This window comes from Bacillus mesophilus, from assembly GCF_011008845.1.
GTDB classification, from domain to species: Bacteria; Bacillota; Bacilli; order Bacillales; family SA4; genus Bacillus_BS; species Bacillus_BS mesophilus.
The window spans coordinates 66,038-91,908 of the sequence record NZ_JAAIWM010000002.1 but is presented as its reverse complement, the minus strand read 5'-3'; the positions used below and the strand labels follow the sequence as shown (position 1 = coordinate 91,908).

26 protein-coding genes are annotated in these 25,871 nt (G+C 37.3%); 25 read left to right on the top strand and 1 reads right to left on the bottom strand.

Annotated features, from left to right (window positions below; translation table 11 throughout):
- The first annotated feature begins 5 nt into the window (after positions 1-5).
- The 13 genes from hisC (at position 6) to G4D63_RS05625 (ending at position 12,411) form a co-directional block, all read left to right on the top strand.
- The gene (gene hisC / locus G4D63_RS05680; RefSeq protein ID WP_163178640.1) at positions 6-1,097 is read left to right on the top strand and encodes a histidinol-phosphate transaminase; all 1,092 of its coding nucleotides are present in this window, start codon (positions 6-8) and stop codon (positions 1,095-1,097) included.
- 244 nt (positions 1,098-1,341) lie between these two features.
- Entirely contained in the window at positions 1,342-2,442 is a 1,101-nt protein-coding gene (locus G4D63_RS21730) for a prephenate dehydrogenase (protein WP_204559055.1), read from the top strand.
- 12 nt (positions 2,443-2,454) lie between these two features.
- Positions 2,455-3,738, top strand: coding sequence for a 3-phosphoshikimate 1-carboxyvinyltransferase (gene aroA / locus G4D63_RS21725; RefSeq protein WP_204559057.1), 1,284 nt, complete (start codon positions 2,455-2,457; stop codon positions 3,736-3,738).
- A gap of 447 nt (positions 3,739-4,185) precedes the next feature.
- On the top strand, positions 4,186-5,082 hold the full coding sequence (locus G4D63_RS05670) for a hypothetical protein (RefSeq protein WP_163178638.1): 897 nt from the start codon (positions 4,186-4,188) through the stop codon (positions 5,080-5,082).
- Positions 5,083-5,166: 84 nt separating this feature from the next.
- A complete protein-coding gene (locus G4D63_RS05665) occupies positions 5,167-6,429 on the top strand; it encodes a tetratricopeptide repeat protein (RefSeq protein ID WP_163178636.1) in 1,263 nt (420 codons plus the stop codon).
- An 86-nt stretch (positions 6,430-6,515) separates the two neighbouring features.
- Positions 6,516-7,055: a ReoY family proteolytic degradation factor gene (locus tag G4D63_RS05660; RefSeq protein ID WP_163178634.1), complete on the top strand. Its 540-nt coding sequence runs from the start codon at positions 6,516-6,518 to the stop codon at positions 7,053-7,055.
- 416 nt (positions 7,056-7,471) lie between these two features.
- The gene (locus G4D63_RS05655; RefSeq protein WP_163178632.1) at positions 7,472-7,930 is read left to right on the top strand and encodes a YpiF family protein; all 459 of its coding nucleotides are present in this window, start codon (positions 7,472-7,474) and stop codon (positions 7,928-7,930) included.
- 144 nt (positions 7,931-8,074) lie between these two features.
- Positions 8,075-8,581 carry a Rieske (2Fe-2S) protein gene (locus G4D63_RS05650; RefSeq protein ID WP_163178630.1) on the top strand — a complete coding sequence of 169 codons (507 nt, stop codon included), beginning with the start codon at positions 8,075-8,077 and terminating at the stop codon, positions 8,579-8,581.
- Between the two features lie 3 nt (positions 8,582-8,584).
- Positions 8,585-9,259 (top strand): menaquinol-cytochrome c reductase cytochrome b subunit, encoded by a 675-nt coding sequence (gene qcrB / locus G4D63_RS05645; protein ID WP_163178627.1) that lies wholly within the window; start codon positions 8,585-8,587, stop codon positions 9,257-9,259.
- Between the two features lie 107 nt (positions 9,260-9,366).
- Positions 9,367-10,134, top strand: a complete 768-nt coding sequence (locus G4D63_RS05640; RefSeq protein WP_163178625.1) for a menaquinol-cytochrome c reductase cytochrome b/c subunit — start codon at positions 9,367-9,369, stop codon at positions 10,132-10,134.
- Between the two features lie 108 nt (positions 10,135-10,242).
- Positions 10,243-10,824, top strand: coding sequence for a lipoprotein heptaprenylglyceryl N-acetyltransferase LhaT (gene lhaT, locus G4D63_RS05635; RefSeq protein ID WP_163179443.1), 582 nt, complete (start codon positions 10,243-10,245; stop codon positions 10,822-10,824).
- Between the two features lie 58 nt (positions 10,825-10,882).
- A complete protein-coding gene (gene ypjB / locus G4D63_RS05630; RefSeq protein WP_163178623.1) occupies positions 10,883-11,674 on the top strand; it encodes a sporulation protein YpjB in 792 nt (263 codons plus the stop codon).
- Between the two features lie 59 nt (positions 11,675-11,733).
- Entirely contained in the window at positions 11,734-12,411 is a 678-nt protein-coding gene (locus G4D63_RS05625) for a zinc metallopeptidase (protein ID WP_163178621.1), read from the top strand.
- 375 nt (positions 12,412-12,786) lie between these two features.
- On the opposite strand, the gene G4D63_RS05620 is transcribed toward G4D63_RS05625, so the two are convergent.
- Positions 12,787-13,659, bottom strand: coding sequence for a YitT family protein (locus G4D63_RS05620; RefSeq protein ID WP_163178619.1), 873 nt, complete (start codon positions 13,657-13,659; stop codon positions 12,787-12,789).
- Positions 13,660-13,805: 146 nt separating this feature from the next.
- On the opposite strand from G4D63_RS05620, the gene G4D63_RS05615 reads away from it, so the two are divergent.
- From G4D63_RS05615 to G4D63_RS05560, 12 genes are all read left to right on the top strand, one after another.
- Entirely contained in the window at positions 13,806-14,132 is a 327-nt protein-coding gene (locus G4D63_RS05615; RefSeq protein WP_163178617.1) for a nucleotide pyrophosphohydrolase, read from the top strand.
- Positions 14,133-14,146: 14 nt separating this feature from the next.
- Positions 14,147-14,947, top strand: coding sequence for a 4-hydroxy-tetrahydrodipicolinate reductase (gene dapB, locus G4D63_RS05610; RefSeq protein WP_163178614.1), 801 nt, complete (start codon positions 14,147-14,149; stop codon positions 14,945-14,947).
- 10 nt (positions 14,948-14,957) lie between these two features.
- Positions 14,958-15,362, top strand: coding sequence for a methylglyoxal synthase (gene mgsA / locus G4D63_RS05605; RefSeq protein WP_163178612.1), 405 nt, complete (start codon positions 14,958-14,960; stop codon positions 15,360-15,362).
- Positions 15,362-16,075 carry a bacillithiol biosynthesis deacetylase BshB1 gene (gene bshB1, locus G4D63_RS05600; RefSeq protein WP_163178610.1) on the top strand — a complete coding sequence of 238 codons (714 nt, stop codon included), beginning with the start codon at positions 15,362-15,364 and terminating at the stop codon, positions 16,073-16,075. Before mgsA ends, bshB1 begins: the two co-directional genes overlap by 1 nt.
- A complete protein-coding gene (bshA, locus tag G4D63_RS05595; protein WP_163178608.1) occupies positions 16,075-17,202 on the top strand; it encodes an N-acetyl-alpha-D-glucosaminyl L-malate synthase BshA in 1,128 nt (375 codons plus the stop codon). The genes bshB1 and bshA overlap by 1 nt, the downstream gene beginning before the upstream one ends.
- A 14-nt stretch (positions 17,203-17,216) precedes the next feature.
- Positions 17,217-18,410, top strand: a complete 1,194-nt coding sequence (locus G4D63_RS05590) for a CCA tRNA nucleotidyltransferase (protein WP_163178606.1) — start codon at positions 17,217-17,219, stop codon at positions 18,408-18,410.
- Positions 18,383-19,375 carry a biotin--[acetyl-CoA-carboxylase] ligase gene (locus G4D63_RS05585; protein ID WP_163178604.1) on the top strand — a complete coding sequence of 331 codons (993 nt, stop codon included), beginning with the start codon at positions 18,383-18,385 and terminating at the stop codon, positions 19,373-19,375. The genes G4D63_RS05590 and G4D63_RS05585 overlap by 28 nt, the downstream gene beginning before the upstream one ends.
- Before the next feature lie 312 nt (positions 19,376-19,687).
- Positions 19,688-20,524, top strand: a complete 837-nt coding sequence (gene panB / locus G4D63_RS05580) for a 3-methyl-2-oxobutanoate hydroxymethyltransferase (RefSeq protein ID WP_163178601.1) — start codon at positions 19,688-19,690, stop codon at positions 20,522-20,524.
- Positions 20,524-21,369: a pantoate--beta-alanine ligase gene (gene panC / locus G4D63_RS05575; protein ID WP_163178599.1), complete on the top strand. Its 846-nt coding sequence runs from the start codon at positions 20,524-20,526 to the stop codon at positions 21,367-21,369. Before panB ends, panC begins: the two co-directional genes overlap by 1 nt.
- 36 nt (positions 21,370-21,405) lie before the next feature.
- Positions 21,406-21,789, top strand: coding sequence for an aspartate 1-decarboxylase (panD, locus tag G4D63_RS05570; protein WP_163178597.1), 384 nt, complete (start codon positions 21,406-21,408; stop codon positions 21,787-21,789).
- A gap of 130 nt (positions 21,790-21,919) precedes the next feature.
- Positions 21,920-24,712, top strand: a complete 2,793-nt coding sequence (gene dinG, locus G4D63_RS05565) for an ATP-dependent DNA helicase DinG (RefSeq protein ID WP_163178594.1) — start codon at positions 21,920-21,922, stop codon at positions 24,710-24,712.
- A 78-nt stretch (positions 24,713-24,790) separates the two neighbouring features.
- Entirely contained in the window at positions 24,791-25,627 is an 837-nt protein-coding gene (locus G4D63_RS05560; protein ID WP_163178592.1) for a ComEC/Rec2 family competence protein, read from the top strand.
- The last annotated feature ends 244 nt before the right edge of the window (positions 25,628-25,871 follow it).

Genomic DNA, 25,871 nt, shown 5'->3' with positions numbered 1-25,871 from the left:
TCCAAATGGAAGTAAAAAAGCAACTTATTTCCCTAAAACCGTATCAACCAGGAAAACCAATTGAAGAAGTAAAAAAAGAGTTTGGCTTAGACAAAATTATAAAGCTAGCATCAAATGAAAACCCTTTTGGAAGTTCTCCTGCAGCGAAAGAGGCAATTAAAAAAGCAGTTGATGAACTAGCGATTTATCCAGATGGTTATGCTACTGCATTACGAGAAACAATTGCTAATTACTTACATGTAGATGGTAGTCAATTGATTTTCGGAAACGGGTCAGATGAAATTATCTTGATTCTTTGCCGAGCTTTACTTTCACCTGAAACAAATACAGTAATGGCGACGCCGACTTTCCCACAATATAAGCATAATGCGATTGTTGAAGGATCGGAAGTTCGCGAGGTTGAATTAATAGATGGTAACCACGATTTAGAGGGTATGCTAAAGCAGATTGACGAAAATACAAGAATAGTATGGGTATGTAGTCCGAATAACCCTACAGGTACTTATATTAAAAAAGACGATCTATTGTCCTTTATGGAACGTGTTCCGAAGACGACCTTGATTGTTTTAGACGAAGCCTATTATGAGTATGTTGAAGCAGATGATTTCCTAGAAACAGTTCCTCTATTACAACAATACTCAAATGTCATGATTCTTCGTACTTTTTCTAAGATTTATGGACTTGCTAGTTTGAGAATAGGTTATGGGGTTGGAAATGCAGACTTTATAAGACAAATCGAACCTACTAGAGAACCTTTTAATACTTCTAGAATCTCGCATGCAGCAGCCATTGCTTCGGTACATGATACAGATTTCGTTGAACAGTGCAGAACAAAAAATCGCAAAGGACTTCAGCAATTTGAAGAATTTTGTAAGGAGCATAATCTAGCCTATTATCCTTCACAAGGAAACTTTATCTTAATAGACTTTAATCCATTACAGGGGAACGAAGTCTTTCAATATTTATTAGAGCGTGGCTATATTGTCCGTTCAGGTAATGCTCTTGGTTTTCCAACAAGTATTCGTGTAACCGTAGGAACACAAGAAGAAAATAACGGAATCATCGCAACATTAACAGAAATGCTTCAAAATAAATAAGTAGCAAAAAAAGGTAGGTGCAAACCTACCTTTTTGCAAAGGTAGAAAAGTACATATTTATTTCTTTCTCACAATAAATCAATAATTCAGGCTGTGTTAATACTAATCTTTATGCAATGTTGATAGAGTGGTGTAAGGGTTTGTTTCCTTTGTTAAATCCTTAGAATAAGGGTTGAGAAAGATTTAAATATCCTGTATCAGAAATCAACATTTCCGTTTTTACAGAGCCAAAAAAGGTGATTATATGAAGAAACGTATTTTAATAATAGGACTTGGACTGATTGGTGGCTCCATTGGACTAGCGATAAAAAGAGAAAAAGATGTAACGATTGTTGGTCATGATATTCATGGGGAACGCTTAAAGCTAGCACAAGCTCTTCTTGTAATCGATGAAATCGGGTTGGAACTTTCAGCTGAAGTGGAAAAGGCTGATTTTATCATTATTTCCACGCCTGTTAAACAAACCGAGCAGATATTAGCCACTATTGCACAATTACCCTTAAAAAAGGGAACCATTATTACAGATGTAGGCAGTACAAAACAGCAGATCATGATGAAAAGTGAGATTGTTTGTCATGAGGAGGTCTATTTTATAGGTGGCCATCCGATGGCAGGTTCCCATAAAACAGGAGTTGAATCATCTAAAGCACATCTTTTTGAAAATGCTTTTTATATTTTAACACCTACTCCCAAAACACCAACTCATGCCATCCAGGCTTTAAAAGACTTACTATCTGGAACCAAGGCTAACTTTATTGAAATGACTCCTGAAGAACATGATCATATTGCAGGATTAATAAGTCATTTTCCACATATCATAGCGGCAAGTCTCGTGCATAATGTCGCATCTTATCAGAATGAAAGTCATGATATAAGTCGATTAGCAGCAGGTGGTTTTAGAGATATAACTAGAATTGCTTCCTCAAGTCCTACTATGTGGAGAGATATTCTCATTCATAACCGGGTGCCTTTATTAAAGCAGTTTGATCAATGGATGAATGAAATGGATACGGTCAGAACGATGATTGATCAAGTTGATTCTGACCAAATTTATAAATACTTTGAGACAGCCAAGTCTTATCGAGATGGACTTCCTAGCAAAACCAAGGGAGCAATCCCTGCATTCTACGATTTATTTGTTGATGTTCCTGATTATCCGGGTGTCATCTCTGAAGTAACAGCTATTTTAGCAGAAAATAAAATTAGTATTACAAACATTAGGATTATTGAAGCTAGAGAAGATATCTATGGAGTTCTCCGTCTTAGTTTTCAAACGGAGGATGATCGCTTACGAGCGAAGAGGTGCCTAGAGTCTAATAAATATGAGACGTATGTCATTCAGTAAGGAGTAAGAAATATGAAAAAAGTAAACTTCTACCAAACACGTTTACAAGGGGAAATACATGTTCCAGGCGATAAGTCCATTTCACATCGTGCCGTTATGTTAGGCTCTATAGCAAATGGAACCACAACAGTTGAACATTTTCTACCAGGAGAGGATTGCCTGAGCACCATTTCTTGCTTTGAGAAAATGGGTGTAGAAATACAGCGAAACGGGGAGCAAGTGACGGTTTGGGGAAACGGGTTTAAAGGACTTGTGGAACCAAAAGAAATATTAGATGTGGGTAACTCAGGAACAACTACTCGACTTTTACTGGGGATATTAGCTGGTATTCCTTTTCATTCTTGCATGATAGGAGATTCATCCATCGCAAAGCGACCAATGAAAAGAGTAACTAACCCGCTTCGTGATATGGGAGCAAAGATCGATGGAAGAGAAGATGGACAGTTTACACCTTTATCGATTAGAGGTGGCAATTTAAAAGGAATCACTTACCAATCTCCTGTAGCTAGTGCTCAGGTTAAATCATCCATTTTACTTGCCGGTTTAAATGGTAATCGATCAACAACCGTAACAGAACCTCATCAATCAAGAGATCATACCGAAAGAATGCTACAAGCGTTTGGTGTTTCTATTGAGGTAAAGGGGACTTCAGTAACGGTTAAGGGTGGGCAGGAGCTTACTAGCACTTCAATCTATGTGCCAGGTGATATCTCATCAGCTGCATTCTTCCTTGTAGCAGGAGCCATTGTTCCGGACAGTGAGATTGTCTTGAAAAATGTCGGCATCAATCCAACAAGAACGGGAATCATTGATGTTTTACAACAAATGGGTGCGACAATTAGAATCGAAAATGAACGAGAAGAAAATTTTGAACCTTTTGCAGATTTATACATTCAAACTTCCGAGCTACATGGCATTGAAGTAGGTGGAGAGCTAATTCCTCGTTTAATTGATGAGATTCCGATTATCGCTCTATTAGCAACACAAGCGGAAGGTACAACCATCATAAAGGATGCTAGTGAGCTGAAGGTGAAAGAAACAAACCGTATTGATACGGTTGTAAATGAACTAACAAAGCTAGGTGCAAAAATTGAGGCTACCGATGATGGTATGATTATATATGGTAAATCCAAGCTCCACGGAGCAGAAGTAAGTAGCCATGGTGACCATCGTATTGGGATGATGCTAGCCATTGCTTCCTTTGTCTCAGAAGGCGAGCTTCAAATTGAGGATACTGAAGCAATTGCCGTCTCATACCCAAGCTTTTTTGAGCATATAGAATCATTAAGTAAATAATTGTAAAGGGACTGTTGACTAAATGTTGGCAGTCTTTTTTATTTAATTGGCACACACAAACAGCGATACATTTTAATTGTTCTGTTATACAACTGTGTTGATTTTCAAGCAGTGATCGTAGTGGAAGAACGAGAGACTCCTGCGGGAGAAGCGGTTAGGGGAGACCCAGCAGGAGCGTAAGTGACGAGGAGGCAAAAGGAACTTCTGCTAAAGGCGCTCACGTCCTGTGAGCAACGCAGAAGTCAGCACATCCTGTGCAAGTGCGGAAAGCGAGTGTTCTGAAACGAAGATCAACTTGTTTCAGGATATCCTGCTTGTTAAGCAGTCCCGCTTGATGAGTTTTCAACTTAACAACTTAACAGATTAGTTTTACTCATACTTTCCTCCTGAAAGTCATAGCTTGTCATAAGGGTGTTGTTATGGACTTGCTATAGGAGGATGTTAATCATGCCTTATGTAATCGACCGAGCGAATGTTAAGAAAGAACAAGAAATCATTCAGTGCTCCTTCTCTATTAAGGAAAATAAGATTGAGTATATTAGACCGCATATGAATAATGTAAAACTATTAAAAATGGATGCTTCTCCATATTTATTAACTCCTGGTCATGTCATGCTAGACTTTAATATTGAAAATATCTCTACCTTCTCATCTCAAAAAGAGTATATAAAAGACTTGATTAGTTATGGCTGCACAACTCTATTAGTTAGTGTAACGGTTAATTACGAAGCACAACTGAAAAAGGCAATCAAGACAATCACACATATAATGATTAATAGCCCTATCGATTATTGCATTGGGGTAAGAATCCCAAGTAGAGCGTTAACGCCAAGTTTTGTTAGACAGTGTAAAAGATTAAAAATACCAGTTATTTTTGTAGAATTAGAAGAACAGGATATGTATAGCATAGCCTGGGGATGGATAAGGGATGCCCTCTACCCCTACTACCTCTCTATCGTGCCGATTTGGAAGGATGAACCTTCTAGAGGAAGACTACGAAAACAGACTGAAACCTGGAAAGCAATTATGAAAGAAGAGAGAATTCCGACAGTTCCAGAGTGTCCTTCGACAGGGGAGCCGTTACCTCTCAATGTGCTGAGGAAAATCGGAATTTCCCCTTTAAAAGGAGAGATTCGGATAGGTGGGGATGTTGATTATAATTTATATGCTCCAAAAAGCAGGGAATTTGCGAATCAAGAAGAAGTTAACTATGATATGAATAAACCAATTATTACGGTTCATAAAGGACGTAATATTAAAGTTAATGAACAATTCTTTATTAACCCTGGTTACGGAGAGCGGGTCCAAATTAAGGTGCCTGGCTATTATTCTTCTAGCTTTTAGAATGAAAATGGCCGAAGTTGTATAAACTTCTAAAACCTTTGGACTTACATACTAAATGATAATCTTTGAAATAGAGGGAGCACTATGAAAACAATACAAGCAGCTTTAGAACTAGTAGAATACGGCGAAGTAGAAAAAGGCCTAGACGAACTATCAAAGTTACTACCACGAGCAACAGATGATGAAAAATATAGTGTTGCGGAGGTCTATTATCAACTCGGTTTCTTACGGGAAGCAAAGGACCTATTAAACTCTTTACTTGAAATATATCCAACTGAAACTGAATTAATACTAATGCTTGCTGAGGTACATATTGACCTAGATGAAGAGGAACAAGCGATTATTCTTTTAGGACAAGTGGATGAAGAGGAAGAAGAATATCCTCGAGTACTTTTACTACTTGCAGACTTATATCAAATGCAGGGGTTAGATGAAGTGGCAGAACAGAAGCTCTTAAAAGCTAAGCAATTATTGCCTAATAATTCCATTTTACAATTTGCTTTAGGAGAATTTTATTCAGGTAGAGGAAATTATAAACAAAGTATTCCTTATTACGAAGAGGTAGTAAAGGTGGAAAATCATGTGGGTGACATTAGTGTTCACTTACGATTAGCAGAAAGCTATGCCTCTACTGGACTCTTTGAAGAAGCTTTTACTCATTATGAAAAAGGGCTAGCAGATAAGGTTGAAATTGATAGCTTGTTTGGATATGCCTGTTCAGCTTATCAGGTAGAAAACTATAAGACAGCTATTAATAAGCTCTTAGAGCTTAAAGATATGGACCCTACCTATAGTCCTCTGTACCTTGTGCTTGCAAAAGCTTATGAAGCAGAAGAACTTATCACTGAGGCTCAAGAAGCGATTCAAGAGGGTATAAAGGTGGATGAGTATAATAAAGAACTGTATGTGTTCGGTGGTAAGCTGGCTATGAAGCTTGGGAATTATGAACAAGCCAAAATATTGCTAGTGAAAGCGAGAGAGCTAGATCATGAATCCATCGAAGCCGCATTTCTTTTAACAAGAATTTATATAAACGAGGGTGACTTTGAAAAAGTTGTACCAATCGTTGAAGCTGCTATAGAAAGTGGAGATGAAGATCCACAAATGATTTGGGACATTGCGATAGCTAAGAAAGAACTAGAAGAATATTCGGATGCATTAAAACACTACCGTGCTGCATATACTTTTTTTAAAGATCAACCAGATTTCTTGGAAGAATATGGTCGCTTTCTTCTAGAGGAAGGTTTAAGACAGGAAGCATTAGTACAATTTAAACATTTACTCAGCATAGACCAGGCTAGAATCGATATTGAAGAACTAGTTTTACAGTTAGAAAATGAATCGTAATGAAGAAGGAAAAAGAGAAACAAGCGTTGAATTTTATGTAATATGAAAACCCACTATAACTCATTAAGAACAGAGGAGGGACAACAATGGCAACCCCTGTATCTGTAAATGAAAAAAAAGAATTTATTCGCTGGTTCTTAAATAATTATCAGCTGAAAAGAAGAGAATGTGTTTGGATTTTAAATTACTTAATGAGTCATGATCAATTAATGAGAAAGGTTCACTTTGTTGAGCAGGCTCAGTATTGTCCAAAAGGCATTATCATGTCAACACATTGCGTCGATGATGCTCCGTTTAGGTTTTATAAAGAGAATGTAATGACAACTGATGCGGAAAAATCCTTTCACGATATCCGGCTAAATCGTGAGGAAGATATATACATCCAGTTAAACTTCCGTGAATCCTTCCACTCTTCCCATTATGTCCTTGTCCTTGAAGACAACCCCTTTATGCCAAAGCATCTAGGTATTAGTGACAAAGATAAAAAGCTAGCCGAAAAATTTCTGGATGAGTCCATCTTTACTTTTCAAAGAGAGAAACTACTTGTTTTAATCGATGAAGCTCTTGATAAGCAAGACCAACATGAGTTCTTAAGACTTACCAAATTATTAAACAGTCTAAATTAACTTGTAATTAATACTTAGGTGACCTTTTTACTAATGCTTCTCTCTGTTATGTCGACCTCAAGCAACATGAAAAATAGAAACGAATACATTTGTACCACTGATTAACACCTTAGCTTTCGCTAGGTGTTTTCTTTTGTGTTAAAAAACCATGGTGTTTTCTAGCAGGAACAAATGAATTGATTACACGAAAATGGATTTGTAAAGAAGATTAACAATATTCTCCTGTGACTTTCTTTTACAGATTTTCTGCTTAACACTTCATTCTATGAAGGGCATTCAATAATAAGTTTGGAAATTTTTGTGAACAAATTTCATCTATCTTTCTAATTTAGTAAGGATCTACTTGTGGAGATGATGAAAAAAAGTAGAGAGTATGGTTTAATTATAATCAAGACTTCTAAAGAGGAGGTATTCGAATGAAATGGACAACGACAGACGTTGATTTGTACACACAATCAAAGGAATATGTAGATACAGTAATTATTCCCCTTATCCCAATTGCTGTTGGACAACAGATGAAGAATATCGTGCTCAATGGTGAATTTATCTCCATTCTAACAACTGAATTAGAGAGACAATTTAAGGGAAGAGCATTCTTAACTCCACCTTTTACGTATCTAAAAGGGGAGCAAGTTGAGCAGAAATACACTAGGTTAATTGAATGGAAAGAACACTTTACTAGCAATGAGTTTAAACATGTTATTTACTTAACAAGTGATTCAGATTGGAAGGGATATGAGGGGGAACTAGGGAACTCCTTAATCTGGCTATCGGCAGTTCCACTAGAACATGTTGATTCAAAAGTAAAGCAACAAATTATGACAGACCAGATCCAACAAATTGTCCCATTATTATTATCTGCTTGGAGAAATTAACAAGATTATACATATTAGATTTAGTAAATGAAAAGGATATTATTGACCTGATATCAATATTGATATATCATGAGTATGTCCTAGTTTTATAAGTGTTAAAAGTATGTCCGAACGGACTTAGCTTCGTATAGAGGGGGGAAAATGATGAGTGAGAAAAAGCATCGGGTTTCGAGACGTCAATTCTTAAACTATACCCTTACTGGTGTTGGTGGATTTATGGCAGCAGGAATGCTTATGCCAATGGTTCGTTTTGCTTTAGATCCGGTTTTACGTCCTGCAACTGAACAGGATTTAGTTCCTGTTGCAGATGTTGCGGATATAACAACTGAACCTCAGCGTATCGACTTTAAAATTGACCAAGTTGATGCTTGGTATAAGTCTGAAGAACCAAAGTCAGCATGGGTATATAAAGAAGGCGATAGTATTATTGCGTTATCACCTGTGTGTAAGCATCTAGGTTGTGTTGTAAACTGGAATTCTGATCCAGCAAATGAGAATATGTTCTTCTGTCCATGTCATTATGGACTATATGAAAAAGACGGGACAAACGTTCCGGGAACTCCACCTCTAGCACCACTAGATGTTTACCAACATGAAGTAAAAGACGGAAAATTATACTTAGGTAAAGCAAAACCAAAAGGGGGGGCGTAATAGATGTTAAACAAAATTTATGATTGGGTAGATGAACGTTTAGATATTACGCCTATGTGGCGTGATATTGCGGACCATGAGGTTCCAGAACACGTTAACCCTGCCCACCATTTCTCAGCATTTGTTTACTGTTTTGGGGGACTAACCTTCTTCGTAACAGTTATTCAAATTCTATCTGGAATGTTCTTAACTATGTATTATGTTCCAGATATTAAGAATGCATGGGAATCTGTGTATTATTTACAAAATGAAGTAGCTTTTGGTCAAATTGTTCGTGGAATGCATCACTGGGGAGCTAGTTTGGTCATTGTAATGATGTTCCTACATACGCTTCGTGTATTCTTCCAAGGAGCATATAAAAAGCCACGTGAATTGAACTGGGTAGTAGGAGTACTAATTTTCTTTGTTATGTTAGGACTTGGATTTACTGGTTATCTTCTACCTTGGGATATGAAAGCATTATTTGCTACAAAAGTAGGATTAGAGATTGCTGCTGCTACTCCGTTTATCGGTGGTGCAGTGAAAACATTGCTTGCTGGTCACCCAGAAATTGTAGGTGCTCAAACATTAACTCGTTTCTTTGCAATTCATGTATTCTTCCTTCCTGGTGCTTTACTTGGATTAATGGGAGCTCACTTTGTAATGATTCGTAAGCAAGGTATTTCAGGACCACTATAAGATTTAATTTACAATTAATGAGAGTTTGAAAAAAGTTCACGGAAAAATATGAATCGCTCACAAGAATTTTCCGGGATTTTTTCCACCTACAAAAGGAGGGGAAATGAATGCATCGTGGAAAAGGTATGAAATTTGTTGGAGATTCTCGTGTTCCTGCTGAAAGGAAACCGAATATCCCAAAAGATTACTCTGAATACCCAGGAAAAACAGAAGCCTTCTGGCCAAACTTCCTATTAAAAGAATGGTTAGTAGGTTCTGTCTTCCTAATTGGATTTCTCTGTTTAACTGTCGCTCATCAACCCCCATTAGAACGTATGGCTGATCCGACAGATACAGGTTATATTCCTTTACCTGACTGGTATTTCTTATTCTTATACCAACTTCTAAAATATGAGTTTGCTGCAGGACCTTATACAGTAATCGGTGCAATGATTATGCCAGGTTTAGCATTTGGAGCTTTAATGCTAGCACCATTCTTAGATCGTGGACCTGAGCGTCGTCCTTCTAAGCGTCCGATTGCAGTCGGTATGATGTTACTTGGTGTGGCGGCTACAATCTTCCTTACATGGGAATCAGTCGTTCAAACTGACTGGGAAGCTAAAAAAGAGATGGGTAAAATCGTTGAAGAGGTACCAATCGATACAGAGGCAGAAGGTTATGCGATTTTAGAAGCCAACACATGTTTATCCTGTCATGGTAACAACTTAGCTGGAACTTCATCTGGGGTATCATTAATTGGTACTGGTTTAACAGCTGAAGAGATTGCTGACATCGCTGTTAACGGTCAAGGTAACATGCCTGCTGGAATCTTCAAGGGTACTGATGAAGAGCTTCAAATTCTAGCTGAATTTGTCTCTACACTTGGTGAAGAATAATAATAAAAGATTAAAAGCTGACGATATCGTCAGCTTTTTTTACTAGAATGCTTTACGATTTTAAGCCTTTATATTATACAGAATGGAGGAGGGTGTACCTTGTTAAGAATGTTTCAAATGTTTCTTGCCCAGCGGTGGGTGCTATGGTCTTTACTGATCGTAAATGTGGCAGGTACGATATATGGTTATGAATGGTACGGATGGCAGCTTGCTGATACCCCATCGATTTTCCTAATATTTGTTCCAGATAGTCCAACTGCAAGCCTATTCTTTGTATTTGTTCTCATTGCTTTTTTACTAAAAACGAATTGGCCCATTTTTGAGGCACTAGCCATTGTGACACTATTTAAATATGGTGTATGGGCTGTTGTAATGAACATTTTAGTGCTATTGGTTCATGGAGATTTATCGTGGCAAGGCTATATGCTTATCTTTTCTCATGCGGCAATGGCCATTCAAGGATTGCTATACTCACCATACTATAAGATTAAGCTTTGGCATTTAATGCTTGCGGCTGTTTGGACTCTTCATAATGATATCATTGACTATGTATTTTTTATGTACCCTAGATATAGACTTGAAGAGTACATAGCCTATATTGGTTATTTTACATTTTGGTTGAGTATATTCTCCCTTTTCATTACTTACATACTTTGTGTCCGAAAAAATAGAACACAATTAACATTATAATGGTCTACTCTTGTCCACCTCTTCATACAATTTATTAGTAGTAAGGGGAGGGACAAGTATGAGTAGATGGATAGTTATATTTATAGCAGTTCTCGTTTTTATGACACCTTCAAATGGACTAGCAGATCATACAGATAATTGGGAAAAGCTTGATATTATTACTGATCAAGCCCTTCAACTAGTTAAGCATCAGAAATATGATGATGCACAAAAACTACTTTCATATTTCTCAGATCAATTTTCGAAAGTGATCATACATGAAAATTCTTTTACAATGGATGAAATTAGAGTTATTACTGCGTCATATGAGGAGGCAGAACTTGCTCTAACATCTGAATCTTTATCACATGAAGAGTGTATAAAGGCTGTTACAAAATTTCGGCTTGTAGTGGATGCTGTTAAATCAGAACATCAACCGCTCTGGACTGAAATGGAAACCTCTGTAATGGCTACCTTCCATACGTTAAAGGAAGCGGTAAATTCTGGGGACTCCCAAGTCTTTCAACATGAGCTCAATTCCTTTCTAGGTAAGTATGATATTATTTATCCAAGTGTAAGACTTGACCTTGATACTCAGCAATCTGAAAAGATTAATGCCTATGTTACCTATATGGATGAGTCGAGAGATGAGTTGTTGTTACACGATTCAAGAATGGAACATATGCAAGTAATGGAAGAAGAGTTAATACGTATGTTTAAGCAAATGAAAGAGGATGATGCAGATCCATCATTAATCTGGGTCATGATCTCAACAGGAAGTATTATAATTGTTACATTATCCTACGTTGCCTGGAGAAAATATAAAGGTGATAAAGAAAAGCAAGCATCTAGAAAAAGGTTAAATGATTGACACTACCTTTAGTCTTGCTTACAATTAGAGTAGTATAAAGTTGTATGGAGGATGAAACAATGGGATTTATCATTTACTTCGCTTTAATTATTATTATTCCACTTTGGGCTCAAATGAAAGTAAAAAGTGCTTACAAAAAATATTCTAAAGTAGCAGCGTCTTCTGGTATGACAGGTGCTCAAGTAGCAAGAAAAATATTAGATGATAATGGGCTGTATAATGTAGGTATTGAAGAAACTCCTGGTACATTATCTGATCACTATGATCCGCGTTCAAAGACAGTTCGATTATCTACAAATAACTATCATGGAAACTCCATTGCAGGTGCAGCAGTAGCTGCCCATGAAGTTGGTCACGCAATGCAGGATGCACAAGATTATGCATTTTTACGCTTCCGTCACGCATTAGTACCTGTAGCTAATATTGGATCTAACTTCTCTTGGATTTTAATCCTAGTTGGTTTCTTTGCAAGTATGAGTGGTCTAGTGTTACTAGGTATTGTTTTCATGGCTGCTGCAGTTGTATTCCAGATTGTTACGTTACCAGTTGAGTTTGATGCATCAAATCGCGCAATGAATGAAATTGTATCAGCAGGAATTATTCGTAATGATGAAGAACGTGAAACTCGTAAAGTATTAAACGCTGCTGCATTAACTTATGTGGCTGCTGCCCTAGTTGCAGTTTTAGAACTAGTACGTTTAGTTTTAATCTACACAGGTATGCAAAGCGAAGATTAATAATAAAGGAAATCCTACTTGATTAAAAATCAAGTAGGATTTTTTGTGTGTGGCCACCATTTTTTCACGTACACGTAGGAACATTTGCTTGTCGGAGGCCTGCAGGAAGCAGGTCAGACAGGCGTTGCAACAGGACGTTGCGTTCTTAGCCTGTCTTCATACTAGGGGGTGCTAGAGGTTTTATATTATGTCTAGCTCTAGCACCCAGCCCCTCGAGGTCAAATAACCCTACGCGAATAAAAGGGAAAGAGCACCCTTTTTTTCACGTAGGAACCTTTGCTTGTCGGAGGCCTACAGGATGTAGGTCAGACAGGCGTTGCAACAGGACGTTGCGGTTTTAGCCTGTCTTCATTACTAGGGGTGCTAGAGCTTTTCTTATTCCCTTAATGGTTTTTTGTTTTCGTCTAATGTAAAGCCTTCGCCCATTACGTCGCGAACGTCAGATACGGCGACGAAGGCATGTGGATCTACAAAGTTGATAATATTTTTAAGCTTGACGATTTCATTTCTGCCTACTACACAATACAATACTTCTGTATCTTGTCGTGTAAATGACCCTTGCCCTCTAAGGATGGTAACGCCTCGTTCCATATCTTTTAGGATTTTTTCGGCTATTTCATTATTTTTCTGTGATATAATGGTAGCGCCTTTAGCGGAGTAGGCACCTTCTTGCATAAAGTCAATCACCTTTGCTCCAATAAAGACGGCTACAAGTGTATACATTCCTTGTCGATAGGAAAGATAAGTAATTACGGAGAGGGCAATAATACATAAGTCGAACAGAAACATCGTTTTTCCCATGCTCCATCCAATATATTTATAAGAAAGACGAGCAATGATATCTACTCCTCCGGTTGTACCACCGAAGCGGAAGATGATACCCAAACCTACACCGAGAAAAACACCAGCAAATAAGGCTACTAATGTCATATCGTTTTCAAGCTGAAAGCTAACAGGGTACTTCTGAAAGATCCATAAGTATCCTGACACACTAAATGTTCCAATTAGTGTATAAATAAAAGAAGTCCGCCCTAAAATTTTCCATCCAATGAAGAATAGAGGTATATTTAGGATAATATTAGAAATAGCTGGGTTGAAATCAAATAGAAAATAAAGAAGTAATGTGATTCCAGTAAATCCACCTTCAGCTAAATGATAGTACATATTAAAATTTACTAGGCCAAAAGAAAAAATGGCAGCACCAAGAAGTATAAAGAATATGTTAATTATTTTAATTTGTCCAAACATGAAAAGCCTCCAATATCAATTTTTCCAATTCGTTACAAATTATAGACTAAGCTGTAAAGAAGGGCAATTATATCTTTCAGATTTTAATATTTGTCAAAACGCATGGTTTTAGCTAACATGGAAGAAGAAAATTATGAGGTGAACGTATGAGTAAAACATTACAAGAGATACAAAAAGAAGTGGATGACTATATAGGACAGTTTAAAGAAGGCTATTTTAGCCCTTTAGCAATGATTGCCCGCTTAACAGAAGAACTGGGTGAGTTAGCTCGTGAAGTAAATCATTATTATGGAGAGAAACCTAAAAAATCTTCAGAAGAAGAAAAATCAATGGAGCAAGAAATTGGAGATATGCTATTTGTATTGACTTGTCTTGCTAACTCATTACATATTGATTTAGAAGAATCACATAATCTCGTAATGGAGAAGTTTAATACACGTGATAAGGATCGTTGGACTAAAAAAGAATTATAGGAGTTGTAGCATACATGGAACAAATCAAAATCGTCATTGCAGGACCTCGTGGAAGAATGGGGAAAGAAGCATTAGAACTAATACATAATACCGAACACTTTACATTAGTTGGTGCTGTTGATCGAGTAAATGGTGGAAAGCTTATTTCAGATATTGAAGGATTACCTCCTTTAGAGGCACCAATCTTTGAAGACATTGAAGCTTGCTTTCAGGAAGTACAACCTGATGTACTTTTAGATTTAACAACACCAGAGATTGGTAGAAGACACACAAGGATTGCTCTAGATTATGGAATTCGACCTGTTGTTGGAACGACTGGGTTTACGGCCCAGGATTTGGATGAACTTCAAGGGCTTGCACAACAAAAACAATTGGGTGCCATTATAGCTCCCAACTTTGCGATAGGTGCTGTGTTAATGATGAAATTCTCACAGATGGCTGCGAAGTATTTTCAAGATGTGGAAATTATCGAATTACATCACAATCAGAAGTTAGATGCGCCTAGTGGAACGGGGATTAAAACAGCGGAAATGATTGCTGAAGTAAGAGAGCAAAAGAAACAAGGTCATCCTGATGAAAAGGAACATATCATAGGGGCAAGAGGAGCAGATTTTGAGGGAATCAGACTACATAGTGTAAGATTACCTGGTTTAATTGCTCATCAAGAGGTATTGTTTGGTGGAGATGGACAAACGTTAACAATCCGTCATGACTCTTATAATAGAGCATCATTTATGTCAGGTGTTAAATTAGCAATTGATACAGTCATGAAAATTGACTTATTAGTATATGGATTAGAAAACATAATGGAATAGAGGGGAATTTATGAAGATTGCTTTAATCGCTCATGATAAGAAGAAACAGGACCTTGTTGACTTTTCAATCGCCTATAGAGGGATATTCGAGAAACATGAGCTTTTTGCGACTGGAACGACTGGATTAAAAATAATGGAAGCGACTGGTTTAACCATTACTAGATTTAAATCAGGTCCTCTAGGTGGAGATCAGGAAATCGGGTCTCTTATAGCTAAAAATGAGATGGATGCGGTCTTCTTTTTTAGAGACCCTTTAACTGCACAGTCACATGAGCCAGATATAACGGCTCTTGTTAGACTATGTGACGTCTACAACATTCCACTTGCGACTAATATGGGTACAGCTGAAATCTTAATTCATGGATTAGAAAGGGGCGATTTTACCTGGAGGAAAATCGTTCATGACCAATCATAATGAGAAATAATAAACTGGATATTTTAGCATTTGGAGCTCATGCAGATGATGTGGAAATTGGAATGGGTGGCACCATCGCTAAATATACTAAAATAGGCTTCAAAATAGGCATTTGTGATCTTACTGAAGCAGAACTATCATCAAATGGAACAGTTACATTACGCTATGAAGAGGCAAAACGAGCAGGTGAATTATTAGGTATAATGTCTAGAGATAATCTTCAGCTACCTGATCGTGGTCTCTTTCCATCACAGGAGTATATTAGAAAGATTGCCTATATTATTCGAAAGTATCGTCCTACCACTATATTTGTACCTTATGAAGTTGATCGACATCCGGATCATGGGCGATGTGCTTCCCTTGTAGAAGAGGCTATATTCTCAGCAGGAATTAAAAATTATGAAGTTGAAGATGGTTTGCCAGCTCATAAAAGCACGAACTTATTTTATTATTTTATTAATGGGTACCATACACCTACATTTATGATTGATATAACGAATACAATGGATATAAAAATAGAAAGTCTTAAAGCCTATGCAAGTCAATTTGTTAAAAAGTCTGATAGTGTAGATACACCATTAGTTAATGGCTATATAGAGACAGTAGTGAGTAGAGAGAGGTTGTTTGGTCAAGAAGTAGGGGTAGGGTATGCAGAAGGCTTTATAAGTAAGAAACCAATCCTTATGGGAGATGGTTTGTTAGGGGAGAAGTAATGAAGTTAAAAATAGGGATTACTTGTTATCCAACAGTTGGAGGATCTGGTGTTATTGCAACAGAGCTGGGGAAACTATTAGCAGAAAAAGGACATGAAATTCATTTTATTTCGTCTAGTCTACCATTTCGACTAAACAAGGTGTATTGTAATATATATTATCACGAAGTTCAGGTTAATCATTATTCAGTGTTTCAATATCCGCCCTATGATTTAGCTCTAGCTAGTAAGATGGCAGAAGTTATAGATAGGGAGGAACTAGACTTACTTCACGTACATTACGCAGTCCCACACGCTGTCTGTGCTGTACTAGCCAAGCAAATGGCAAAACGAGATGTCAAAATTGTTACTACACTACATGGAACAGATGTAACTGTCTTAGGATATGATCCATCGATGAGTGATTTAATTAGGTTTGGAATAGAACAATCAGATGCCGTTACTGCAGTATCTGAGTCATTAATCGCGCAAACATATGAAATGCTAGAGCCAGATAAACATATTACAGCTATCTATAATTTTGTTGATGAGCGGATTTATCGTCGCAAAGATGCCTCATCATTGAAAAGTGCATACGGCATATCACCCCATGAAAAAGTTATTATACATACTTCTAATTTTAGGGCAGTGAAAAGGGTACCAGACGTGATTAGGGCATTTGAAAAAATTCAAAAACATATTCCATCAAAGTTACTCTTGGTAGGAGATGGGCCAGAACTAACGGTGGTCAATCGATTAGTAAAAGAGAAGGGTTTGCAGGACCAAGTTCTCTTTCTAGGAAAACAAGATAAGCTTGAAGACTTATATTCTATGAGCGATCTCAAGCTATTGCTCTCAGAAAAGGAAAGCTTTGGGTTAGTTTTATTAGAAGCCATGGCATGTGGAGTCCCCTGTATTGGGACAAAAATTGGCGGTATTCCAGAGGTCATTATAGATGGAGAAAATGGGTTCTTAAGTGATCTGGGAGATGTTGATATGGTTAGTGATAAAGCAATCTCACTTTTAATAGATTCTACCCTTCATGAAAAAATGGCTGAAGTTGCGATGAGACGAGTACGTGAGGCTTTTAGTTCAAGTAAAATCGTTCAGCAATATGAAGAAATATATTATCATACTTTAAGAAACTAGTGGATGTGGTTGTGTTGAAGGATGTTTTTTTAAAACCGATCGAACTAATCTCCAAATTAGAAAGAGAAGGATATCAAGCATATATTGTGGGGGGCGCCATTAGAGATTCAATTATGGGCCGCCCAATTGGTGATGTAGATATTTCCACGTCAGCACTTCCAGATCAGGTGATGAAGATATTTCCCAAAACGGTTCCTGTAGGTATTGAGCATGGGACGGTGGTTGTGTTAAATGATGAAACTCCTTATGAGGTTACAACATTTCGAAAAGATGAAAATTACACAGACTTCAGACGTCCCTCCAGTGTTCAATTTATAGACTCTTTAACGGAAGATCTCCAGCGTCGAGATTTTACAATGAATGCAATTGCAATGAATAGGCATGGAGAATTGTTTGATCCTTTCCATGGACAGACTGCTATCAAAGAAAAACAGATACAAACTGTTGGGGTTGCTGACGAGCGATTCAAAGAAGATGCGTTACGAATGCTACGTGCACTTCGGTTTCATAGTCAGCTTTCTTTTAAAGTTGAGGAAAAAACCCTCTTAGCAATTAAGGAGAATGCAAGTCTGTTAAAACATATATCAATAGAACGTATCAGTATGGAGCTTGAAAAAATGATATCGGGGGCTTCTTGTGAGTCTGCTATTCATTTATTGGGGAAAACAGGATTATCAGGCAGTATAGAAAGCTTAGCTTCTTATACCCAAGTACTTCAAAGATGGCCATCTCTAGATTATACGCAACTAGAGTCAAGAACGGAAAAATGGAGTGTAGTTTGTAAAATACTTAAGGTTCATGATGTGGAAGCATTTTTAAAAAGCTGGAAGCTTCCTACCAAAGTAGTAAAGGAAGCCGAAAAAATCGTCCATGCACTCGCTGAAATTGAACGAACCGGATGGACAAACTTTGTGATGTACAAGCTAGGTCGAGAGCTTACTTTTTCTACAGAGAAACTCCATAAATTATTTTATGGTAAACAAAAAGTTTTGGATATAAATCGACTTGATTTATATGATCAATTACCTATTTATAGTAAATCAGACCTCGTTGTAAATGGTCATGATATCGTAAACATTTTAGGTAAATCACCCGGGCCATGGTTAAGTGAAACAATATCGAGGCTTGAGCATGAAATTTTAAAAGGAAGTCTCGTTAATAAAAAAGAATCTATAAAGGAGTGGCTCATTACGTGCAATCAGCATTAAGGGAGAAGCTACTAGAAGTATTTACCCATGCAAATGGTGAGTTTGTCTCAGGTCAACAGTTAAGCGAGGTGTTAGGGTGCTCAAGGACAGCAGTCTGGAAGCATATTGAAGATCTTCGTAAAGAGGGCTATGAATTAGAAGCCATCAGAAGAAAGGGCTACCGGATTACTACCAAACCTGAAAAAATTACTTCTAATGAGATTCAGCTAGGATTAAAGACAAAATTCCTCGGTCGCAACATCCATTATGAAGAGACGGTAACATCAACACAAAAGATTGCTCACAAGCTTGCCTATGATGGGGCAAATGAAGGTACAATTGTTGTTGCTGAGGAACAGGTAGCAGGAAGAGGTCGATTAGACCGTTCGTGGCATTCACCTAAATATACAGGAATATGGATGAGTATCATTTTAAGACCAGCCATTCCGTTACCTCAAAGCCCACAACTAACTTTGTTAGCTGCAGTTAGTATTGCACAAGCTATTCAAGAGGTAACCAATTTGGAGCCTGAGATTAAATGGCCAAATGATATTCTTTTTGATCGAAAAAAGGCTGTTGGGATCCTAACTGAATTACAAGCGGAATCGGACCGGATTAATTCAATTATTATCGGAGTTGGTATCAACGTAAACCAAACGGAAGATGACTTCCCAGATGATATTAAAGATAAAGCCACTTCACTTCGTATTCAGTCTGGCAAGGAAATCAATCGGTCAGAGTTAATTCAGACAATCCTGGAGAAACTTGAGAAACTGTATGAGAGCTATTTAAAAACCGGATTTTATCCCATCAAACTTTTATGGGAAGCTTACGCCATTAGTATCGGAAAAGAAATAGTAGCTAGTACTTTAACTGGGAAAATCCATGGTTTTGCAAAAGGTATAACAGATGAGGGTGTATTAATCATTGAGGACGCAAATCGTGTAATCCACCATGTACACTCAGCCGATATAGAGATAAAGTAGGAAAAATACAGGTTAAACAATAGCCTAAATAAGAATTCGCTGTTATAATGAACTCGGGTAGTATCCAAATATAGGAACTACACCTATCGTTATCGTTTACTATAGTTACCCAAAACTTAATCTGCCTTGATCCATTGCGACTAGGACAGAGGGATGAATGAAACCGAAAAGTGCTATGTTTATTATCCTTCTTTCTAAATGAAGGATTTTTTTGCTTTTAGAAGGATAATTGATGCCATCTGTGGCTAAACATCACGAATCCATTTATTCTCGATCGGTTTATTCATTACCTCTATAAAAGGAGGAAAATGAATGAAACAAACAAGAGATTTTATGAAGATGAAGCTAGAACAAAAGAAAATTGCTATGCTAACTGCCTATGATTACCCAACAGGTAAACTAGCTGAAGAAGCGGGAATTGACTTAATTCTTGTTGGAGATTCTTTGGGGATGGTGGTATTAGGTTATGAAAGTACAATTCCTGTTACTGTAGAGGATATGATTCATCATACTAAAGCAGTGAAGCGTGGAGCACAGGATACCTTTATCGTGACGGATATGCCATTTATGTCCTATCATATCTCGAAGGAAGATACATTAAAAAATGCAAAGAGAATATTTCAGGAATCGGGAGCTCATGCACTGAAGCTAGAAGGAGCAGGAGATGTTGTTGAGCTGATTCGACTACTAACAAACGCAGGAATTCCTGTAATGGCACATTTAGGCCTTCAGCCTCAATCTGTTGGAGTATTAGGTGGATATTCTGTTCAGGGTAAGGATGCTGAAAGTGCAGCACGTCTCTTAGATGATGCAAAGAAGTGTGAGGAAGCAGGGGCTTTTGCAGTTGTATTAGAATGTGTGCCCAAACAGGTTGCTGAACATATTTCTTTAAATATAAAAATTCCTACAATTGGAATTGGAGCCGGTAATCAGACCGACGGACAAGTTCTTGTCTTTCATGATTTGATCAAACTAGGTGTGACAAGAGTACCTAAATTTGTTAAAACCTACTTAAATAGTAATGAAGATATTAAACAAAGTATTGCTCAGTATATTGCAGAAGTTAAAACAATGGAATTCCCTTCAGAACAACATTCCTTCAAAATGAAGGAAGAAGAACTAGTTAATTTATATGGGGGAAAAAGTTAGTGGAAATTATTACAAGTATTCAAGAGATGCAGAAAAGAATTCAGCAACTAAAATCAGATGGAAAAACTATTGGTTTTGTTCCAACAATGGGCTTTTTACATGAAGGTCATTTGACCCTTGTGGAAAAAGCTCGTGAGAAAGCTGATCTAGTGGTGATGAGCATTTTTGTTAATCCGCTTCAGTTTGGACCAAATGAAGATTTTGATCGTTATCCGCGTGATATAGAGCGAGACGAGAAGCTAGCCTCAGAGGCTAATGTTGACCTTTTGTTTTATCCTACGGTTGATGAAATGTATAAGAGTAAACATACCTTTAAAGTTACCGTTCAGGATAAGGTAAACATACTGTGTGGTAGTAAACGTCCAGGTCATTTTGATGGAGTAGCAACTGTGTTAATAAAGCTGTTTAATATCGTTCAACCAACTTACGCATTTTTTGGTATGAAAGATGCACAGCAAGTGGCAATTGTTTCTTCTTTAATAACAGAATTCAACTTTCCAATTGAGTTAGTCCCAGTTGAAACCGTTAGAGAAGTGGATGGACTAGCAAAAAGCTCGAGAAATGTTTATCTAACAGAGAGTGAGCGAAAAGAGGCAGTAGCCATTTCTCAGTCGTTAAAGCTTGCAGGACGTTTAATTCAAGGGGGAGAAGAAAATCCCTTAGAAATACAGAAGAGAATGGAAACCCATATCATGGAACATACATCAGCCGAAATAGATTACATTGAGATCTACTCGTTTCCTGATCTGAAAACGGTAACATCAATTTCGGGACTGGTTTTAATTGCCGTTGCAATAAGGTTTACAAATGTTCGACTAATTGATAATATGACATTTGATGTTTAGTATATTTGCCGCATATTTGGCAAAGGGGGAAATAACATGTTTCGAACTATGATGAATGGGAAAATTCATAGAGCCCGTGTTACGGAAGCTAATTTAAATTATGTGGGAAGTATAACAATTGACCAAGACCTACTAGATGCTGTTGGCATGGTAGCAAATGAAAAGGTTCAGATTGTTAATAATAATAATGGTCATCGCTTTGAGACATATATAATATCTGGAGAAAGAGGAAGTGGTGTTTGTTGCCTAAATGGTGCAGCAGCCCGACTTGTCCAAGAGGGAGATGTTGTAATTATCATCTCTTATGTACTAGTGCCTGAAGAAAAAGTTTCCTCTCACCATCCAAAGGTTGCAATCATGGATGAGAATAATCAAATTGTTCAATTACTGCATCAAGAGCCTGCAGGAACTGTTATGTAAAAATCCCTTTTTTAAGGGATTTTTTTGTTATTGGGTACTTGAATCCATTGCCTAATAGTATTTTTTCCACAATTATGTTATTTTTGAAGATAGTAAATGGACGTGTCCCCTAACTTGAGGTGGTAAAATCGTGAGTCGATTCGTTGTAATTGATTTAGAAACAACTGGAAACTCCCCCAAAAAGGGAGATAAAATTATACAGTTTGCGGCGGTAGTATATGAAAAGGAAGAGATTGTGTATAACTACTCAACTTTTCTTAATCCGTCTCAAGCAATTTCTCCTTTTATTGAGCAACTGACAGGAATTAATGATGGAATGGTCAGGAATGCTCCTTATTTTGAAGAAGTTGCGCCTATTATTTTAAACCTATTGGAGGATTCTTATTTTGTCGCTCATAATGTAATCTTTGATTTGACCTTTTTACAGGAAGAGTTAAAGCTAGCTGGATATGAACCTTTTTTAGGTCCTGTTCTTGATACGGTTGAAATGACGCGCTTTCTTTATCCGAGCTTAAGTAGCTATAGATTAGGTGGTCTTGCAGAGCAGTTTTCTATCCAACATGACCGTCCTCATCAAGCAGACAGTGATGCAGAAGTAACAGCTTTATTGCTGCATAAGCTCTTACAGAAACTTGGTACATTACCACTAGTAACGATTAAGAAACTAATTGATCTTGCAGCTAGCTTTACAAGTGATTTGCAAGATCTTTTAGAAGAACTACTTGTTTCTAAGGAGAAAGAACAGGACTATGATGAACAGTTTGAGATTATAAATGGGATTGCTTTACGGAAACTAAAGGAACTCGATGTTCGAGATGGTAAGCATAGACAATTATCCTATCCATTTATTCGCCAATCTTTCGTATCAAAAGTTAATGCACAGGAGCTATTTCAGGATGGTGAAGTAAGAGAAGGTCAGTTAGAAATGATGGATCTTGTTCAAAAGGCCTTTCATGGTCGAGAGCATGCGATCATTGAAGCTGGAGCAGGATTAGGCAAAACGTTAGCCTATTTATTACCTGCAGCAGTACATAGTGTAACAAAAGAATGCCCAGTCGTTGTAAGTACACATACCATACAGCTGCAGCATCAAATCCTACAACGTGATTTACCAATAATCAATAAGATCTTAGATACGCCTGTAACGGCGGTAGTGTTGAAAGGGAGATCTCATTATTTAAGTCTATTTAGGTTTGAGCAGTTACTAAAGGAAGCTGATGACAATTACGATAGCATCTTAACTAAAGCAAAAATCCTGATTTGGTTGACTGAAACAGAAACTGGTGATATAGAGGAAATTAATCTACCTTCAGGTGGTCAGTTCCTATGGGAAAGACTCTCTACGGACTATCCGGTAAATGAGCAGGTTTCAAGTAGATGGCATTCAAGATGCTTTTATCAGCAAATGAAAAAGCGTGCACAACTTGCCGATCTTATCATTACTAACCACTCAATATTATGTAAGGATCTGTTAGAGGAAGAATTTATTCCACTTTATAATGAAATGATCATTGATGAAGCGCATCAATTTGTTGATATTGTTGGGGAATACCTAGGAAGACAGCTTGATTATGTTTCTGCAAACTATACATTAAGTAGGTTAGGAAGTTTGCAGGAAGGTGGTATCGTAAGAGATCTAAATAGATTGTTAAAGAGACAAATTTCATCAGTTCTACATTCTCTTGATATGAAAGTAATCTCTTTAAAGTCTGAGCTCGATGATTTGTTTAGAATGTTACGTTCATACGCTCTTTCGAACGCGAAAAATGATTACCAGGAAGGTAGTCGCCTAACATTTAAATACGAAGCGTCCAAACAAGAGGGACATAAGTGGAACGGAATTATAGAATGTGTAAATCGAATCCGATTTATTATTTCGGAAGCGTTACTAATAATGGATTCAATAGTATCCGAATTAGATGGCCGAATCGAAAAGAATAGTAAGCTCTCAGTGATAACAACTGACTTTAACCAGATAAGAGATCGTATGAAGGAATGGAACCAAAGTCTAATCAGTTTATTTTTATCAGATCATGATCGATATGTAACTTGGATGGAAATCGATGAAAAAGGTGCAATAAATTCAACAGCCTTATTTCTTCAGCCATTTGACACTAGTGAAATCCTTGCAGACACGCTACTTACCAGAAAAAATAGTGTGGTTTTTACCTCTGCTACGTTAAGTGTACAGCAATCATTTTCCTATATGATTGGAAGGTTAGGTTTAACAGATTTTCAACCTATCTGTGCTGCGATACCTTCTCCTTTTGATTTTGCAAGTAAAGCAAAGGTTCTGATCCCTACGGACTTACCATCGGTTAAGGCAGTTACTAATGAAGAATATACGTTTGCAATTGCCACTCATATTGCTGCTATTGCAAAGGTTACACACGGGAGAATGCTTGTTCTTTTCACCTCTTACGATATGTTAAGGAAAACATTCAATCAGGTAAAGGACCAGTTTGAACTAGATGGGATCACCTTAATTGGGCAAGGGATAAGTAGTGGAGGAAGAGCAAAAATCACAAAAACCTTTATGCAGAGTGAACATGCGGTATTGTTCGGAACAAGTAGCTTCTGGGAAGGGGTGGATTTTCCAGGTGATACCTTATCCTGTTTAGTCATAGTTAGATTGCCTTTCACCCCGCCCAGTCAGCCTTTATTCGAAGCAAAAGCTAAACAACTTGAAATAGATGGAAGTAATTCCTTCAATGAGTTATCACTACCACAAGCAGTACTTCGTTTTAAGCAAGGATTTGGGCGATTAATTAGAACAAAGTCTGATAAAGGTGTAGTTTTTGTATTTGACAAAAGAATAATCACTACCTGGTATGGTAAGGCCTTTTTACAGTCTCTGCCGGATTTATCTATAAAAAGAGGGAATTTACCAACACTACTTGAAGATGTTAAAAGATGGCTTTAATGTAACAAAAATAATTGTGCCTCATAAAAATTGGATATATAACACATTCTAATCCTAGACCTTTTTGGAGGGATTATCATGAAAAGAGTCCTTTGGCTATTTTGTGTCGTTTTAGTGTTAGCAGGATTTCAAGAGGATCAGGAAGTACCGACAAAGATAGAGAAAGTTGACTTGAAACTAATGGGTGATGAAGTTGCATTTACATTTGTCAATCTACCGGACGGTGAGGCAACCATTATCCAAAATGACAAAGGCGAAGCCATCCTCATCAATACAGGAAATCAGAATTCAAAAGAACATTTAAAGAAAACCTTAGACTTATATGGAGTCAGTTCGATTCAAAAGATCATTCTTACCAAGCTTGGACCAGACTACGAAGGCAATCTTGAGTGGTTAACCAAGGAATTTTCCGTACAAAAGCTTGTTGTCCCCTCTACGGTAGATAAGGAGGATTTGCCTCTACAAGTCCCTTCAATAGAGAAATGGGGAATCGGAGAGAAACAATTGTTTCCAGAAATAATGGTGAATGTTCTACAGGTTTTAGATGAAGAAAAATCCATGAATCTTTCCCTAAAGTATGGTGAGCATCGATTTTTATTTATGGCGGTTGCTAGTAAGGCTGAAGAAGAAAAGCTTATGAAGGAATATGCATTAAAAGACGTAAATATCCTTAAAGTGGCGGAATTTGCAAGTAACAACGGAACATCGCAAGCACTATTAGAAGCTGTAGACCCGCAAATAGCGATTATTTTTAATAAGCAGAACCTTTACCCAAGTGCTGATGTCCTAGAGCGACTACAGAATACGTGGATTGATATTTATTATACAAAGCAATTTGGAAATATCACAATTCGATGCTCAAAGGAAAACTACGAGGTAATTACATTAACGATCGAGAGCATGAATTCGCTTTGATAAAAACTAGATCCTTCTCAATTATGGGAAGGATCTGACTTTTATCTAAAGGTCTTAGCATAACTTAACAAAAAAAGACCTGGTGCCAAAGCAACAGGTTGTAAGTGTGGGTAGAAGAAATTTTTTATTATGAAAAGTGGTATCGAACCATTTTACTTCTGAGGTAAACTGTTATAATAGTGAGTAGCAACAATACTTAATTTGTTGTAATATTATTGTTGCCTTTTATGGCTTACATATAACA

Coding starts and splice junctions, on each gene's coding strand:
- panD (WP_163178597.1), top strand. CDS start 21,406: ATGTTTCGAACTATGATGAATGGGAAAATTCATAGAGCCCGTGTTACG.
- lhaT (WP_163179443.1), top strand. CDS start 10,243: ATGTTTCAAATGTTTCTTGCCCAGCGGTGGGTGCTATGGTCTTTACTG.
- bshA (WP_163178608.1), top strand. CDS start 16,075: ATGAAGTTAAAAATAGGGATTACTTGTTATCCAACAGTTGGAGGATCT.
- panB (WP_163178601.1), top strand. CDS start 19,688: ATGAAACAAACAAGAGATTTTATGAAGATGAAGCTAGAACAAAAGAAA.
- aroA (WP_204559057.1), top strand. CDS start 2,455: ATGAAAAAAGTAAACTTCTACCAAACACGTTTACAAGGGGAAATACAT.
- dapB (WP_163178614.1), top strand. CDS start 14,147: ATGGAACAAATCAAAATCGTCATTGCAGGACCTCGTGGAAGAATGGGG.
- G4D63_RS05615 (WP_163178617.1), top strand. CDS start 13,806: ATGAGTAAAACATTACAAGAGATACAAAAAGAAGTGGATGACTATATA.
- G4D63_RS05655 (WP_163178632.1), top strand. CDS start 7,472: ATGAAATGGACAACGACAGACGTTGATTTGTACACACAATCAAAGGAA.
- qcrB (WP_163178627.1), top strand. CDS start 8,585: ATGTTAAACAAAATTTATGATTGGGTAGATGAACGTTTAGATATTACG.
- hisC (WP_163178640.1), top strand. CDS start 6: ATGGAAGTAAAAAAGCAACTTATTTCCCTAAAACCGTATCAACCAGGA.
- G4D63_RS05650 (WP_163178630.1), top strand. CDS start 8,075: ATGAGTGAGAAAAAGCATCGGGTTTCGAGACGTCAATTCTTAAACTAT.
- ypjB (WP_163178623.1), top strand. CDS start 10,883: ATGAGTAGATGGATAGTTATATTTATAGCAGTTCTCGTTTTTATGACA.
- G4D63_RS05660 (WP_163178634.1), top strand. CDS start 6,516: ATGGCAACCCCTGTATCTGTAAATGAAAAAAAAGAATTTATTCGCTGG.
- G4D63_RS05560 (WP_163178592.1), top strand. CDS start 24,791: ATGAAAAGAGTCCTTTGGCTATTTTGTGTCGTTTTAGTGTTAGCAGGA.
- G4D63_RS21730 (WP_204559055.1), top strand. CDS start 1,342: ATGAAGAAACGTATTTTAATAATAGGACTTGGACTGATTGGTGGCTCC.
- G4D63_RS05665 (WP_163178636.1), top strand. CDS start 5,167: ATGAAAACAATACAAGCAGCTTTAGAACTAGTAGAATACGGCGAAGTA.
- bshB1 (WP_163178610.1), top strand. CDS start 15,362: ATGAGAAATAATAAACTGGATATTTTAGCATTTGGAGCTCATGCAGAT.
- G4D63_RS05625 (WP_163178621.1), top strand. CDS start 11,734: ATGGGATTTATCATTTACTTCGCTTTAATTATTATTATTCCACTTTGG.
- G4D63_RS05640 (WP_163178625.1), top strand. CDS start 9,367: ATGCATCGTGGAAAAGGTATGAAATTTGTTGGAGATTCTCGTGTTCCT.
- mgsA (WP_163178612.1), top strand. CDS start 14,958: ATGAAGATTGCTTTAATCGCTCATGATAAGAAGAAACAGGACCTTGTT.
- G4D63_RS05620 (WP_163178619.1), bottom strand. CDS start 13,659: ATGTTTGGACAAATTAAAATAATTAACATATTCTTTATACTTCTTGGT.
- G4D63_RS05670 (WP_163178638.1), top strand. CDS start 4,186: ATGCCTTATGTAATCGACCGAGCGAATGTTAAGAAAGAACAAGAAATC.